The sequence below is a fragment of the Maritalea mobilis genome (genome assembly GCF_004363175.1).
GTDB classification, from domain to species: Bacteria; Pseudomonadota; Alphaproteobacteria; order Rhizobiales; family Devosiaceae; genus Maritalea; species Maritalea mobilis.
Genome location: NZ_SNYR01000002.1, coordinates 894,646 through 909,051 on the forward strand (window position 1 = coordinate 894,646; position 14,406 = coordinate 909,051).

The following is a 14,406-nucleotide window of genomic DNA, read 5'->3' on the forward strand; positions in this document are numbered from 1 at the left end:
AAAACTAACAATGCCAACATCGCGAGAAGTACGGCCCCGCGTCGATTGATTTTCATTTCTACTTCGCGCTTTCAACATTTTTGATTGTTCCTAATTTCGACAGATAAAGACTGAGCAAATTAATTTCGGCACTCGTAAGACGTCCTACCCATGCTGGCATTACGCCTTGTCGGCCATGCCTTATCGTGTAAGCAACAGCTCTTTGATCTTGGCCATAAATGACACTGCTGTCGGTCAGCGAAGGCGCACCATTCTCTAATCCTCCTAAACCATTGTCACCGTGACAGGCAGCGCAATTCTCTTCAAAAAGTAGCTGTCCCTTGTCTGATAATTCCGCATCTTGATGTCGTAAATTGACAACAAATTGGGTCAACTCGCTTCGATCAGATTTTTCAAGCCAATCAAAAGCTGGCATTTCTGCATATCGTGTTTCTTCGTGAGTAGAATTTATGCCAAATTTGATCGTCCTCGCAATTTCTTTAGGGTCACTCCCCCAAAGCCAAAATGCATCATTCAAGACGGGATAGCCTAAATTTCCTTGTGCAACTTCACCGTGACACGCAGCACAATTATCAGCATAAAGGCGGTCGGCTGCTGACTGAGCTTTTTTCCAAACTTCTTCATCAACGCCTTCTAGCAATACCTCATCGTTATCGAATTGATCGAGCCACCCGTTGCGAGTTGAGACCATCTGATTATAATTATCGACGGCCTGAACACCTTGATCGAGTCCGAGCAACCCTTTTGTGTAATCGTTCCCATAAGGCCAAGCAGGCAATAGAATCCACGCAACCACAGCGTAGACATGTGTGATAATGAGAGCCCAAATCACTATTTTAGGAAATGCGGTATTTAATTCTTTAATCCCACTCCATTCGTGGCCCGTCGTTTCATATCCCGTAACCGGATCAATTTCACGGTTACCTGTATGAGGGTCCGCACCTGGTAGCTCTTTGGGATCTGTTTCATTTTTCATCACGGGCCTCCTCCGAAAATATTGAGAGAGCCGCGTGCCGGTAAGTTTTTTTTCTTTTAGGACTATACGCCCAAATTACGACTATTATAAAAAAACCTATTAGCCAGAGCAGACCGATTGTTTTTGAAAAGAGTAGCAAGAAATCGTGCATTATTGAGCTACCTCCTCAAAAAGGTCATATGGCTCTAAAGTCAATTGTCCCAAGGATTGGAGATAGGCGACGAGGGCATCCAACTCAGTAAGTCGAGAAACGTCGCCGTCAAATGATCTAACCGCAACGCGCTCACCATATCTTGCATTGAGCCCCTCAACAAATTCACTATCTGGCTGCGTTTGTGCAAACAGATCCTGGCGCGCCTGTTTTATCATCTCCTCGTTATAGGGTACCCCAAGCCTCGCAAGAGTCGTCAACTGGTCTTTTATAAGATCAGCATCCAAGTCCTGATCAAGCCAACTATAACTCGGCATTATAGACGCCGGTACAACACTGCGAGGATCTAGTAGGTGCTGAACATGCCACGTGTCAGAATACTTCTCACCTAATCGTGCAAGATCTGGGCCGGTACGTTTCGAACCCCAGAGCATTGGACGATCATATGCGCTTTCCGAGGTCATAGAATATGGTCCATAACGATCTAATTCATCCGCAAGCGAGCGCACCATCTGACTGTGGCAGGCGTAGCACCCCTCCCGAATATAAATTTCTCGCCCCGCAAGTTCCAAAGGTGTATTGGGACGCATGTCTTCGGGGATCTCTACCGTTTCATCGATCGTGAACAAAGGCGCGATTTCTACAATACCGCCGATTGAGGCTGCAACGATAATGGCCGCAACGAGCCCCATTGAAACTTTTTCAAGATTATAATGCAGTTTAAGCAAGCCATAGCCTCCAAAATTACGCTTCTACGGTCCCAACAGGCGCCACCAATGGACGATCAGTTGCCTCACCTTGTGCATTTTTCATGGTTTCGCGACAGTTGAGAACGCAAAGAACCGCGCCTGCTAAAAATAGAGCCCCACCAATTGTGCGCAGCAAATAGTATGGCGCCATAGCCTTCACACTCTCAATGAAGCTATACGAGAGCGCGCCATTTTCATCATAAGCGCGCCACATTAAGCCTTGAGTGATGCCGGCGTTCCACATCGCGACCACGTAAATGAGTGTACCAGCAACCGCCAACCAGAAATGCCACTCGACCGCTCTTGGCCAAATCATCTCTTTTCGCCCGGTCAGTTGAGGAATTATGGTATAAATGGCACCAAAAACTATCATGGCGACCCAACCTAATGTTCCAGAGTGAACATGGCCAACAGTCCAATCAGTGTAATGGCTCAAGGAGTTGACCGGCCTGATTGCGAGAAATGAACCCTCAAAAGTTGAAAGTCCGTAGAAAACTGCTGCAACGAACATAAAGCGTAACGTGGCGTCATCTCTCACTTTATGCCAAGCACCGTTTAGTGTGAGCAATGCATTGCCTGCTGAGGCCCAAGACGGCACCAGCAGCATTACAGAAAATGTCATCCCAAGTGTTTGAGCCCAATAGGGTAACGCTGTGTAGTGAAGATGGTGTGAGCCTACCCAGATGTAAAAAAATACAATGCCCCAAAAACTCACGATTGATAGCCTGTATGACCAGATTGGACGGCCCGATCTAATTGGTAAAAAATAATAAAGCATTCCCAAAAAACCAGCAGTAAGGAAAAAGGCGACCGCGTTGTGTCCATACCACCACTGGACCATGGCGTCTTGAACGCCCGCCCAAACTGGAAAACTCTCCGCAGAAGTTAAACGCACCGGAACCGCTAAGTTATTGACAATATGGAGTATGGCAACGACGAGAATAAAAGCCAGATAATACCAATTAGCCACATAGATGTGTGGTTCGTTGCGTCGTGCAAGTGTACGGATATAAAGGACAAAATATCCCACCCACACCAACACTAGTAAAATGTCTGCATACCATTCCGCTTCGGCGTATTCTTTGGATTGGGTACTGCCCATCAAATAGCCAGTAACCGCCCAAAGACAAAAGATGTTGTATCCCAACAGAATTAACCAGGGACTGACACTGTCAGCTAATCGCGCACGTGTTGTTCGCTGGACGACATGGAATGACGTAGCGATTAACGCATTGCCGCCAAATCCAAAAATAATCCCGGTGGTATGACCAGGACGAATACGACCAAAGCTGAGCCATGAAATGCCTTCTGCCATATCTGGCCAGTACAACAGCGCCGCAACCCAAACGCCGATCCCCATTCCAATAATGGCCCAAAAAAGAGATAGAAATACACCTGCAAGCGTAGGGTCATCGTAATATCGGGATTTACTGACTTTGCTTTTATCAGGTCCATAGAAAGAGCCAGCGATGTAAAAACCTAGCAAAACCAAAATTCCAAAAGCCATAAGGCCGTGTGTCGACATAACACCGCGATCCGCCAAGCCAGCCATTGCAGCACTGATCGCAAGAAACAATAAGACGATCGCCAACATGCTTTGGCGCTCAGGAATGCTCAACGATTTTATCATTGATCTTCCCTTTCCAGTTTTTCTCATTGGATATATTTTCAATAGCGATATCCTGGAGCGTTGACCTATTAAGGTCCTCGAGAAACTTCTCTTCTGCGCGAGATAATCGAACTTTTAGTCGGCACAAATGCTCGATTGTGCAATTTGACTTGTTTGGCGAAAAGCATTCAACCAAGCTTTGTTTTTGCTCCAAGATCTTAATCAAGTCACCAAGTTTGATTTTTTCTGGCGACATTGAAAGTGAAATACCGCCGCCATGTCCGCGCTTGCTAACCAAAACTTTTCCGCGCACTAAGGTTTGTATGATCTTTGACAAATGATTTTTAGGCACACTTAAAAAGTCAGCCAATTCTGTCGTGCTAAAGACCCTATTAGGTGACCCAGCAATCAGCATTGATATGCGCAAACCGTAGTCTGTAAATGATGTTAACTTCAAATTGGTAGAGCCTGAATCAAATTGGTATTTTAAATGCCAATTATCACCTATAATCATAAAAGATCAAGTATGCTGAAGCCAGATTGAAACAGGCATTTTCTAATGCCGGATAATCAACAAGCAAAATAAAGGCACGTTTGAAGTTGACAATTGCTTCGTTGATGCCAATCATAAACACTATGAAGATACGAGCGAAACTGACATTGCAGAAAATTCAAAAAGGGCAGCCCGTAATAGGACTGTAGCCCGATGCTCGGACTGCGTCTTCCGGGCTTCGGGAGGCGCGATCTAATAAATGATCTTATCCAAGACGCAATTATAGAAGTTAGCAGAGCAAAACGCTTGCCTTCATTTGGCAACGTAAATTGGGTATTCACTCATGTCAGTTAAATATGAAACTAAACTCCCTGAAATCTTTATCGGCGATAAGGATTTTGAACAGCTTAACAATATTGCGGAAGCCGCAACTGGTGCTGCAAGCGACGTCGCAGATCAGCTAATGGATGAGCTTGAAAGAGCGGTCATTGTATCCCAAGCAAAATTGTCCGATGAAGTGGTCCAAATGGGTTCGTATGTCAGTTTCATCACCAGTGATGGTTTTGATCGTTCGTTCCAACTTGTACTGCCAAGAGACGCCGATGTTTCAAATGGTAAAATCTCCATTTTAACACCAATTGGCGCAGCCCTTATTGGTCTTTCTGGTGGGCAAACAATACCTTGGAAAACCTCAGATGGCAGGATTCTAGATCTGACCGTGCGCACTGTAAGCCAAGTGCCACCGCCTTGGCGCTAGAAAAGTGAAACAAATTTCAATCGGACAAGATTTTTTGACATCAGTATGAAGTTCCGGTTTCCATATTATATTGGATTAGCTCGACAAGTGCCGATCGTGAAGCAGATGGTGCGACAAATATCTCGCGCCATCCAAGGCTGGTTAGATCTTGTCCTATTTCCCTACTCATCACAAATGCTTTAATTTGATTTATATACTGAACAAGGTTGTTCTGTTCCAAAAGCATACAGAACGTTTGTGCGGTCCTTCTCGACATGAAAACAATAGCGTCTATTTCCCCAGCCGTTATGAGTTTGCATGTCTTGCGTGAAAGACTAGCCGCAGCAATAGCGTCGTATACGGCTAGATGATTTGCATTGTAGCCTCGAAGGGATAAAGCGGACGCTATATCCACCGAAATGTGTTTACCGCCAACATGCAATATGGGCCCTATGGATATAGACAATGTGCTGCATATCACGCGTATGAGATCAACGGCGGTGCCGTTGGCATAGTGCACATTGCGATACCCCAAATTGATCATTAGCTCTGCTGTCGATAAACCTACCGCGAATATCGGAACATGTAGGTGCCTGTCTTCAATTTTTGCCAGTTCTTTTGCACCATTAATAGAAGTAATCACCAGAGCAGAGGCATTAGAAACTCGTTTGGGTGACCATTTCAATGGCACGATCTTTAGCATAGCCTCATTGAAAGTTTGGCAACCAATTTGTTGCAACTCACTGTTAAAGGGTTCGACTAATTCTGTGGGCCGCGTTGTAAGTATCAGCATTGCCGTTCCATTAGTGTTTGGCGAAGATACGACGAATAAAGGCAGCAGATTATTACTAACCTGCTGCCGATCTTGCAAAACCGTAGATTGTTTCGCTGCACTAAAGCTATTTGCGCTTTCCTTTTGAAGAAGCTGCATCAATCACTCCAGTGACGCCACCAGAATTTACATCACTGTGCAGAGCGTTTTTCTTCTTCTTTTTCTTTGGTTGTAGCCGTTGTTGATTACCCTTCTTTTTTGCCATGTTGGCATCCTTTCTCGCACACACCTTATGAGACGAGGCGTATTCATTCCTGAGATATCTGTAAAAATCAGATCAATGATAAAGAGGTACCCCTGGTGATAATTGAGCTACAATTACCACCAGGGTTGAGCCGGAATTTTGAAACTGAGTGGCTTTGACAATCGGGAGAAGTTTGGGGTCATGCCCGCACCTTTCTGCGCTCGGCTACAGGATATTGAGCAAGTTGAGCGTTATTCCTTGCAAAAATATGCGCAATCTCCGATTGGGATGAAGCGTTTCGTAATGTTTGTAACAATTGCCGATTTTGTGCCATTAATTCACAGCGCCCGATCAAACGAAGCATTATGCTTTGATCACGTGGATTCCCTGCAATTGCGACGATCAGATCAACTTGATGATTTTCCATCGGCCCGCCAAAAGCAACGGGCTGGTTCAATCGCGTAACGCACAACAGTGGTTTTTCGTGCATTGGGAAAACAACCTGCGGTATGGCAACACCGTGGCCGATTGCAACGGACCCGAGCCGGTCTCTCAGCCAGATATACATCGCAATATCATCGCTTGAAGATCCATCACGCAAACAGTCAATACGATCACCCAATGCCCAAAATGCGGCCTTCCGTGATTGTGATTTTGTGTCGATCGCGAAATCCAGCTCAAATGACTCATCAATGATGGCCATTGTATCTCTCCTTTATGTCGCCACCTATCTAGGCGAAATAGCAAAATCAGATTTAGAGCGCGCTCATCAGCCGGCAGTCACTGATGGGTATTACTCTAAGAGTTTCTTTCTGCCGCTCGATTAGTTGGCAACATTTGGGAAGATGACTTTTCACGCAGTTTTTGCGCGTCTAGATTGTTCACCATGTCCTTAATCTCGCCTCGGCTTAATCCGATATCCCAAAGAATGTGATCATCAAGAGTTTCATACATGGCAATCATCTTGCGTCGACGCCATTTACGCATAATCGAACTCAACCATTCACGAAGTAGGGTGATTGGTTTTCTTTGTGCACTTAGTAGCGGTGTTGCGTTTGGTTTTTGCTCATTGATGGACATACCATCCTCCAATTCCGAACTTCCTCGGACACACACAAATTTCGCTCCTGGCGAAAGAAGACTGTTGGCCAAGCTTCGCCGTACGGAGGAAGTGATGTTCCCAGAGTAGTGATTGATTAATAGGTGATTTGGAGAAACCCTAGGCGCTAGCCACTTTTATGGAATAGGCGCCTAGGGCTAACAGCGCGTCAGATTGTTACCTGCAAACAGCAGGAACCTCGGAATTGTGTAAAATCTATTCAGAACTTGCATTCCAGCCTCTCAAAAGCAGCACATCGCTAGAGGCGCTCACGATCTGTCAGCGAGCGAGATGTCAATATTTAGCGTTGATATCGGAAATAACGAACTTTGTTCCGGAACCTATTGTAGGTTCCGGCTAGACATCCCGGTCGGCGATATGAGCCTTTTGAAAACGAATTGAATGCTGTTTGTTCATGCCTGTGAGGTTAGCATGAACAATATTTAAGTCAACACGGTTAAATTGAAATGTACGATAGGTATTTTGATATTGGAATTTCAATGAATTGGTTTGGTTTATTGAACCACAAATTACCTTCAGAAAAACTATTTTTGACTATGCAGAACTAATGTGTTTACGATCCTACTGGTTCAACTATGGATGCCCCCATCCAAACCAAGCGTGTTGAACTATTTTCAAGCCCGAATGGGACTCTTGCCGTGCGGGCTTTATTTTTGCGCTGTACAGGACAAATATAATGAAGAACTATGAAATAGTTACCTATTCACGCTGATAGGCGCTTCAGTATTTTTAAGCTTATATGATGTACCAACTCTTGGTTTGATTTCATTGTTTTTCGGGGTTTCGATATTAGTTATCAGAAAGAGATAGTTCGCTTTGTTGCGACAATGCACATAGTACGGATCTTATGTGCGCGGCATTTTCGAGATTGTAAAAATTGGAATGTCCTCGTCTGGACGCGCGTACAAGTTTGAGACGTTTCAGAACCTGTAAATGCTGAGAACAGTTTGGTGCGGTAAACTCGGTAGAATGAGCAAGCTCTTCAACACACTTTTCACCTTGCAGCAATTCTAGGCAAATTTGTATTCGGGTCGCTGAGGAGAAAGCATGAGCTAAAATGGCAGCATCTTCAATTTGTTTATGGCTTAGCATACCGGCCTCTCTTCAAGAAACGACTAATACCATTATGCATCTAATTTTTCGAATGTGGGTACAATGAGGCATATTGCTACATGGTATTCAATTAAAATTGTTACACACAAAACAAATTGCAGCGGCATTTTATTTCGTAGCGCGAATAAGCCGAACGTTGCTGAACTGTTCATGGAGGAGATTGCGCAGAAATTCAGAAAGATGTTGGCGTTTACTCGGCACCGTAATTAACCCAACGATAATTGTAACTAAGTTATATTTAATTAAACTCAAGTTTCATCGACTTCTCACAAAATGGGGTTTTTGTGGAAATCCAAACAGAATCCGCTTCAGATTTTAGTCAGCGAATGGCAAAGGCCTACATGTATGGGGCGCTGTCTTTTGTGGCGATTGGCATTGCATGGGCCGCTGTATTTATCATTATGGGCTGGTGGCTTGTCGTTGCGATGGACCTCATTATCGTGGCACTTGGCGGTGTAATCTACTTTTCTATGCGAAAAGGTCACCTCAGGTTTGGACTGTTTTTGGCCCAAGCTGGACTTGTGCTAATCGCCGTAACAATGGGGGTTCTTTTAGATGTCCCAACGGCTGAATATCCGCGTGTGAGTCATATATATTTGCTTTCGGTCGCTTCGCTTGGGTATCTAAATTATCAGCGAGAAAAATCTAAAATCCAGCTCACGCTCATCGTGATTTGTTTGTTGACCTTTGTTATCCTGGCCAGCGCACCATTGGCATCACCATATGTTCTAGAAATGCCAGACTTGCTAAGATTTGTTGGTACATGGGCAAATGCGACGATGGCTACCATTATGTTGGCAGCTTCAGTTCATGCCATCCATTCAGAGCTCGTTCGGAAAGACAAAGATAGTCGGCGCCTGATGTCGGCTTTGTGGAACAAGGAGTTTAAACTAGCCTTTCAACCGCAGGTAGATAAATCGCGGAAAATAGTAGGCGCAGAAGCGTTGATTAGGTGGCATCACCCCGAAAAAGGCGAAATCTCACCAGCATCGTTTATACCTCAGGCTGAGCAACTCGATCTGATGTCGGATATTGGCAATTGGGTCCTTGAAGAGGGCTGTACAGTGTTAAAATCGTGGGAGAAAAATCCAAAGCTTCAACACTTGAATTTGTCTCTTAATGTTAGCGCCAAACAGCTGATGCACAACAAGTTTGAAGAGAATGTAAGAAAGATACTGAACCGCACAGGCGCAAACCCCAATAAGCTCACATTAGAAATCACTGAAAGCGTGCTGGTGACTGGGTTTGAATTGGCCAGAGCAAAATTAGCGGCATTAAATGAGCTGGGTGTCACCGTGGCCTTAGATGACTTTGGAACCGGTTATTCCTCTTTATCTTACCTTCGACAATTGCCTGTTCAGCACGTTAAGATCGATCGCAGTTTTGTAAAAGATGCATCGCTGAATGATCACAGCAAAACCTTCGTCAAAAACCTGGTTCAGCTATGCAATGATCTTGGACAAAATGTAGTGGCCGAAGGTGTGGAAACCGAAGAACAGCATAAGCTTTTGTGTGAATTTGGCGCTTCCGACTTCCAAGGATATCTTTATGGGAAGCCTACAGATTTAGAGAATTTCGAGAGCCAAAATCTCGCTTAGAAGATTTGTAGAAATTTGGGCACTAAACCCAATACTCATCATCTTTTTGTTTTGAGACACATTTTCTATTTTTTCACCGAAAAAAGCCAATGCATATCTGGCTTTTTCTAAGATGACAGATATGTTCCCTCAAGATTGACAACATAGCGTGACGAATTTTAGTGAACTTGAGTAAGCTAAATATTTTTCCAGCCCTTGCCCCTGTGAGTAAGCGCGAAATCTTCCGCGCGTCATTAGGTGCATTTCTTGGTCTTTTGGTCTCCGGGTTTACAACCAGCCTGTTTATGACGGACCAAGCAGCCATTGGTATACTTGTTGCACCGATGGGCGCCTCTGCTGTCTTGCTATTCGGAGCACCAACAAGTCCATTTGCTCAACCCTGGTCAATATTAGCTGGCAACACTGTCGCACTTTTGATTGGGTTAATCATCTTACTGGCCGTAAACGATGTAGTTTTAGCAGCCTCATTGGCTGTTTCGCTCACAATCGGCTTAATGTTCTTTTCGAAGTGCATACACCCACCAAGTGGTGCTGTAGCACTTACCGTAATCTTAAGTCAGCCTACAATATCTGAATTCGGATATCACGCGGTTGTTGCACCCATTTCCTTAAATTCATTGATTTTGCTTTCAATGGCAGTCCTATTTAACAATCTGTCCGGCAAAAAATATCCGCATATTCCAGTAACTGATACAGGTGAAAAGAGCACTCAAGTAGATAGTCTTCATTTGTCCACGCTACCGGATGATCTGAACCAAGCACTTAAACGGTATGATGAGGTTTTGAACGTTAGTCCTGACCAATTGGATTGGATAATGAACCAGGTTCAAATACAATCCTATCAACGCAAGTTAAAAGGTTTGTCGTGTGGTGAAATCATGAAGCCTTGCTGCATCACATTATCACCTAAACTTCGCCTCAAGAAGGCATGGTCAACCCTTAGAAAGTCTGGATTAAATGCACTGCCGGTCGTTGATGAAAATTCCCGCCTTGTGGGCATTGTTAGCCAACATGATTTCGTAAGATCTCGTGCACTCAGTGTTGAAGGGCAAGTTGGGGGCACACTCACCTCAAATGTTGAAAGTCTACTTTCTGGAACACGATTTTTGCGAGTGGAAGACATCATGACCCGAACTGTTGTCTCTGCAGATTCAGACACACCTATTGCGAAGCTGGTGCCCGCACTGGCGGAAAAAGGACTCCACCAAATTCCGATCATCGATATAAACAGTAAATTTATCGGCATGGTCACACAGGCAAATCTTATAGGTGCCCTGCTCACTAGCCAGGAGATGGTGACATCTAGCAAATGCGCTTAAGCAGGTATCAATAATTCCTTCATTTGCAGGATGATTTCACAACACACCTAGACGCAATCCGCATCTAATAGCAGACACAACCTAAGCAAAACATCAAAGACTCTCCCCCGGCTTATTCAATTGGCCAGGCGGTTCTCGTGCGAACTCTTCATCAAATAAAAACCAATACTGGTTAGACTAACACGCCATTAGGCAAATTGGTGGATGATGATATCGCGCGCTATTAGCAAAGTTGGCACATATTTTAGCTTGAGGCATGACTCGAGCGCAGTGATCTTCGCGCGCCATAGAACGGCACAACGTCAAGTTCCGCTCATGTATTTGATTTTGAGCATCAATATGCTCTCGCTTTGCGTGACGCATCTTGATTTGGCGCCGCGTCATTTGACAGTTTATTTCCCTGCTTTCCTACTCTTGTTGAGCGGCGTGAGGACACTTAGTTGGCTTCACAAACGAAACGCCCAAATCAGCCTCAGACGGGCACGAAATGCGCTGAGAATAACGCTCATATTTGCAATCGTGCTATCAGCAGTTTTTGTAACTTGGTCGCTATCCCTGTTCACTTACGGCGACGCATACACAAAAGGTCAGGTTGTTTTTTTCATAGGCGTTACCCTTACAACAATTATCACCTGTCTGATGACAATTCGGCAGGCCTCAGCCATTATGTTTGCCATTGTTGTCATACCGACATCTTTATTTTTGATAACGCAACCGGAGCCCGTTTTCCACGCGATAGCTGTTAATATGGTGTTGGTCATCGGCGCTATGATCTTTGTCCTTGATCGCGCCAATCAACATTTTCGAAACAGCATTGAAAAACAATCAGAGTTAAATGCGGCAAATACTAAAATTCGCAAAATTGCAAATTTGGATAGCTTAACTGAGCTAGCAAATCGAAGACATTTTTTCCACTTCCTCCAAACTCGAATTGAAGATCCTGATTGTGAGAAATTTGCACTAGTCCTTCTAGACCTAGATGGGTTTAAACCTATCAACGATGTTTTTGGGCACCCAACCGGCGATAAAACGCTGGTTGAAATCGCGGCAAGACTGAAAAATTGCTTGCCACCCAACTCATTCCTTGCCCGTTTGGGGGGAGATGAGTTTGCAATCATCATTTGGGAAACGCCACACCAAGTCGTTGTTGATGTAATCGAGAGAGCATTAGGCGTTATTTCCTATCCAATTTTATTTGACGAAGGCAGCGCCGTTGTGTCAGCCACTGCTGGCATCGCATACTATCCTGACGCCGCTGAAGAAGCCGGATTGCTGTTTGAACGGGCAGATTTTGCACTTTGTTTCGCAAAGCAGGAAAAAAGAGGTGAGATTGTTGAGTTCAATCTGCATCATGAAAATAGTATTTTATCATCAGCAAACTTGGCAAAGAACCTAAGAGAAGCCGATTTTGAAGCAGAATTCTCGATGGTGTTCCAACCCATTTGGGATATAGCGTCCATCAACATAATTGGCTTTGAAGCACTAGCTAGATGGAACAGCCCATCCATGGGGGCAGTCCCGCCAGATCATTTCATACCTGCTGCTGAGCAAACAGGCCTAGTAAGCAAGCTGACAAAAATTCTAATTGGCAAGTCACTTGATGTTGCCGAAACATGGCCCCAAAATCTAAAACTAGGGCTCAATCTTTCGGCGGTGGATTTGTGCTCACACGAAGCCATAACCCAAATATTGGCTTTAATAAGGGATCGAAATTTTGATCCGAAACGCATTACGATTGAGATCACAGAAACCGCTGTGATGCGAGATTTTGAACGCGCCGTCCAATCGCTTAATCGATTGCGCAAAGCTGGTATGCAAATCGCGTTAGATGACTTTGGCTCTGGCAACTCGAGCTTAAGCTACTTGCAAAAGTTGCCTTTGGATCATGTCAAAATCGACAAATCGTTCGTACAAAGCGCCGATCAAGATCCGCGCGCCCACGAAATCACACTGACAATTGTACGGTTGTGTTCATCGTTTGGCTTTGGCTGCATTGCAGAGGGCGTCGAGACTATGGCGCAGCTAGAAATGCTTTCTAAAATTGGCTGTCATACATTGCAGGGCTTCTACTTCGCCAAACCGATGTCAGCGAACCAAGTTGATCAATATATCGCGGAAAACACAGCAGTTCTTTCGATTGGGTTTGGTTGAGCAGTTGGATATAAATCACCTGATATGATTCTATCCCAAAAGCGGACATTGGAGCGCATTGATTGGAACTCTTCATAGCAGAGCTTCGTCGAACACGTTATCCAAGTTTGTATTAAGGGCAGCCCCATATCTATTAATAGATATTGGTAATTCTTAAGTATTTTGCGCTACGCTTTTCCACGGATCAACCTTCAATAATGCGAGACAACGTGGACGAGTTCGACCTATTTGCGGATGATATTGACGAAGTTAACACGATCGTCAAAACGCAAGAATCACTGTTTGATACCGAGCAGCGGTTAGGTGTGATGCTTGATGCTATGCCCATTGGTCTTTTGTTTCACACTCAGCAGGGCATACTCTACGCCAATGACCAGGCATGCCAATTATTGCATGGTCAAAAGTCAGAGTTGGTTGGCCGTCATTTTCTAGATTTTATTCGCGAAGATGAGTTTTCATCTGTAGATAGTTTATTGCAACGTGCCTTTATGGCTGGTCAGAAAGCTGTCGAATCCGAAAGTGTGATCTCAATAAAGGACCGGGCAAATCGACTAATCAAAATTACCACCAGCCGGTTGCCTTGGGACGGTACGCCGGTGATCCAAATCTTGTTTCAAGATATTACGGCCCAAAAGCGGGCTGAGCAATCTTTGCGCAAGCTTTCGATTACTGATGAATTGACCGGTGCCTATAATCGGCGCCATGTCTTTTACGAAGCAGAAAGCTATCTTCAGCAAAAGAACATGCCGCCGGTGACGATCGCAATGCTTGATGTCGATCACTTTAAATCTATCAACGACACATATGGTCATGCGCTTGGCGATACCGTGCTTAAGGATATCACCAAGATGGCGCACAATTTTGTACCAACAATTAAGAACTGTAACTCGGCCATGTTTGCGCGTATCGGCGGTGAGGAGTTTTTGTTTTTGTTGCCTGGACTCACAGTGGATGAAGGTGCCGCAGTCGCAGAAGAATTCAGGCAATCCATAATGCGGTTGCGGATATCACAAAACGGTGGGCGTTTGGTCAAGATAACAGCAAGCTTCGGGGTGGCGGAATACCAACAGGGGGATATATCCTTTGATCAGCTTTTGAGCCGTGCCGATGATGCGCTTTACCGAGCGAAAAACAATGGGCGCAATCAGGTGAGCAAAGCGGTTTAGGACACCACATATGCTTTTAGTTGAGGCTTCGGAAAATCTCAACACACTTTGCCCCTTTCTACGGCACCCATTTGTGGCGTGGCCGTTTAAGCAGGCGGCTCGAGTGAATTTCCTTTGCATGGGCGCTCTATTGATGTTCTCAAAGTGGTAAATTACCTAAACCGGAAATTCAAGATTTGCTTATAGATGCAGATGACAGCCAATCCTTT

Annotated in this window: 15 protein-coding genes; 5 read left to right on the forward strand and 10 right to left on the reverse strand. The window is 44.7% G+C overall.

Translation table 11 applies throughout. From position 1 onward, the window contains the following. Positions 1-58: 58 nt before the first annotated feature. Genes ccoP through ATL17_RS12200 form a run of 5 tightly spaced genes read right to left on the reverse strand, consistent with a single transcriptional unit; the run spans position 59 to position 3,999 of the window. Complete coding sequence (gene ccoP, locus ATL17_RS12180; RefSeq protein WP_133573058.1) at positions 59-976, reverse strand: cytochrome-c oxidase, cbb3-type subunit III; 918 nt, start codon at positions 974-976, stop codon at positions 59-61. Further along, complete coding sequence (locus tag ATL17_RS17235) at positions 966-1,127, reverse strand: cbb3-type cytochrome oxidase subunit 3 (protein ID WP_133573059.1); 162 nt, start codon at positions 1,125-1,127, stop codon at positions 966-968. Before ATL17_RS17235 ends, ccoP begins: the two co-directional genes overlap by 11 nt. Further along, on the reverse strand, positions 1,127-1,855 hold the full coding sequence (ccoO, locus tag ATL17_RS12190) for a cytochrome-c oxidase, cbb3-type subunit II (RefSeq protein ID WP_133573060.1): 729 nt from the start codon (positions 1,853-1,855) through the stop codon (positions 1,127-1,129). Before ccoO ends, ATL17_RS17235 begins: the two co-directional genes overlap by 1 nt. 16 nt (positions 1,856-1,871) lie before the next feature. Beyond that, a complete protein-coding gene (gene ccoN / locus ATL17_RS12195; protein ID WP_133573061.1) occupies positions 1,872-3,506 on the reverse strand; it encodes a cytochrome-c oxidase, cbb3-type subunit I in 1,635 nt (544 codons plus the stop codon). Continuing rightward, positions 3,481-3,999: an RrF2 family transcriptional regulator gene (locus ATL17_RS12200; RefSeq protein ID WP_208111196.1), complete on the reverse strand. Its 519-nt coding sequence runs from the start codon at positions 3,997-3,999 to the stop codon at positions 3,481-3,483. The genes ccoN and ATL17_RS12200 overlap by 26 nt, the downstream gene beginning before the upstream one ends. 322 nt (positions 4,000-4,321) lie before the next feature. On the opposite strand from ATL17_RS12200, the gene rnk reads away from it, so the two are divergent. Beyond that, positions 4,322-4,735: a nucleoside diphosphate kinase regulator gene (gene rnk, locus ATL17_RS12205; RefSeq protein ID WP_133573062.1), complete on the forward strand. Its 414-nt coding sequence runs from the start codon at positions 4,322-4,324 to the stop codon at positions 4,733-4,735. Positions 4,736-4,775: 40 nt separating this feature from the next. Here the strand turns inward: rnk and ATL17_RS12210 are convergent, their stop codons facing one another. From ATL17_RS12210 to ATL17_RS17240, 5 genes are all read right to left on the reverse strand, one after another. Then, on the reverse strand, positions 4,776-5,645 hold the full coding sequence (locus ATL17_RS12210) for a uroporphyrinogen-III synthase (RefSeq protein WP_133573063.1): 870 nt from the start codon (positions 5,643-5,645) through the stop codon (positions 4,776-4,778). Further along, positions 5,614-5,751, reverse strand: coding sequence for a hypothetical protein (locus tag ATL17_RS16950; RefSeq protein ID WP_162889368.1), 138 nt, complete (start codon positions 5,749-5,751; stop codon positions 5,614-5,616). Before ATL17_RS16950 ends, ATL17_RS12210 begins: the two co-directional genes overlap by 32 nt. A gap of 178 nt (positions 5,752-5,929) precedes the next feature. Next, positions 5,930-6,433 carry a PTS sugar transporter subunit IIA gene (locus ATL17_RS12215; RefSeq protein WP_133573064.1) on the reverse strand — a complete coding sequence of 168 codons (504 nt, stop codon included), beginning with the start codon at positions 6,431-6,433 and terminating at the stop codon, positions 5,930-5,932. A gap of 95 nt (positions 6,434-6,528) precedes the next feature. Then, positions 6,529-6,810, reverse strand: a complete 282-nt coding sequence (locus ATL17_RS12220) for a DUF1127 domain-containing protein (RefSeq protein WP_133573065.1) — start codon at positions 6,808-6,810, stop codon at positions 6,529-6,531. Between the two features lie 829 nt (positions 6,811-7,639). Next, the gene (locus ATL17_RS17240; protein WP_133573066.1) at positions 7,640-7,942 is read right to left on the reverse strand and encodes an ArsR/SmtB family transcription factor; all 303 of its coding nucleotides are present in this window, start codon (positions 7,940-7,942) and stop codon (positions 7,640-7,642) included. 305 nt (positions 7,943-8,247) lie between these two features. Here ATL17_RS17240 and ATL17_RS12230 point away from each other — a divergent pair, with 305 nt between their 5' ends. The 4 genes from ATL17_RS12230 to ATL17_RS12245 all read left to right on the forward strand — a co-directional run bounded on the left by ATL17_RS12230 (position 8,248) and on the right by ATL17_RS12245 (position 14,197). Next, positions 8,248-9,561, forward strand: a complete 1,314-nt coding sequence (locus tag ATL17_RS12230) for a putative bifunctional diguanylate cyclase/phosphodiesterase (protein ID WP_133573067.1) — start codon at positions 8,248-8,250, stop codon at positions 9,559-9,561. 167 nt (positions 9,562-9,728) lie between these two features. Further along, positions 9,729-10,880 carry an HPP family protein gene (locus ATL17_RS12235; RefSeq protein WP_133573068.1) on the forward strand — a complete coding sequence of 384 codons (1,152 nt, stop codon included), beginning with the start codon at positions 9,729-9,731 and terminating at the stop codon, positions 10,878-10,880. Positions 10,881-11,195: 315 nt separating this feature from the next. Next, a complete protein-coding gene (locus ATL17_RS12240; RefSeq protein WP_166639021.1) occupies positions 11,196-13,031 on the forward strand; it encodes a putative bifunctional diguanylate cyclase/phosphodiesterase in 1,836 nt (611 codons plus the stop codon). 209 nt (positions 13,032-13,240) lie between these two features. Next, positions 13,241-14,197 (forward strand): sensor domain-containing diguanylate cyclase, encoded by a 957-nt coding sequence (locus tag ATL17_RS12245; RefSeq protein WP_166639022.1) that lies wholly within the window; start codon positions 13,241-13,243, stop codon positions 14,195-14,197. Positions 14,198-14,406: the final 209 nt, after the last annotated feature.

Excerpts from the sequence above, each read along its gene's own strand:
- ccoP (WP_133573058.1), bottom strand. The coding sequence starts at position 976 with ATGAAAAATGAAACAGATCCCAAAGAGCTACCAGGTGCGGACCCTCAT.
- ATL17_RS17235 (WP_133573059.1), bottom strand. The coding sequence starts at position 1,127 with ATGCACGATTTCTTGCTACTCTTTTCAAAAACAATCGGTCTGCTCTGG.
- ccoN (WP_133573061.1), bottom strand. The coding sequence starts at position 3,506 with ATGATAAAATCGTTGAGCATTCCTGAGCGCCAAAGCATGTTGGCGATC.
- ATL17_RS12200 (WP_208111196.1), bottom strand. The coding sequence starts at position 3,999 with ATGATTATAGGTGATAATTGGCATTTAAAATACCAATTTGATTCAGGC.
- rnk (WP_133573062.1), top strand. The coding sequence starts at position 4,322 with ATGTCAGTTAAATATGAAACTAAACTCCCTGAAATCTTTATCGGCGAT.
- ATL17_RS12210 (WP_133573063.1), bottom strand. The coding sequence starts at position 5,645 with ATGCAGCTTCTTCAAAAGGAAAGCGCAAATAGCTTTAGTGCAGCGAAA.
- ATL17_RS16950 (WP_162889368.1), bottom strand. The coding sequence starts at position 5,751 with ATGGCAAAAAAGAAGGGTAATCAACAACGGCTACAACCAAAGAAAAAG.
- ATL17_RS12215 (WP_133573064.1), bottom strand. The coding sequence starts at position 6,433 with ATGGCCATCATTGATGAGTCATTTGAGCTGGATTTCGCGATCGACACA.
- ATL17_RS12220 (WP_133573065.1), bottom strand. The coding sequence starts at position 6,810 with ATGTCCATCAATGAGCAAAAACCAAACGCAACACCGCTACTAAGTGCA.
- ATL17_RS17240 (WP_133573066.1), bottom strand. The coding sequence starts at position 7,942 with ATGCTAAGCCATAAACAAATTGAAGATGCTGCCATTTTAGCTCATGCT.
- ATL17_RS12240 (WP_166639021.1), top strand. The coding sequence starts at position 11,196 with ATGTATTTGATTTTGAGCATCAATATGCTCTCGCTTTGCGTGACGCAT.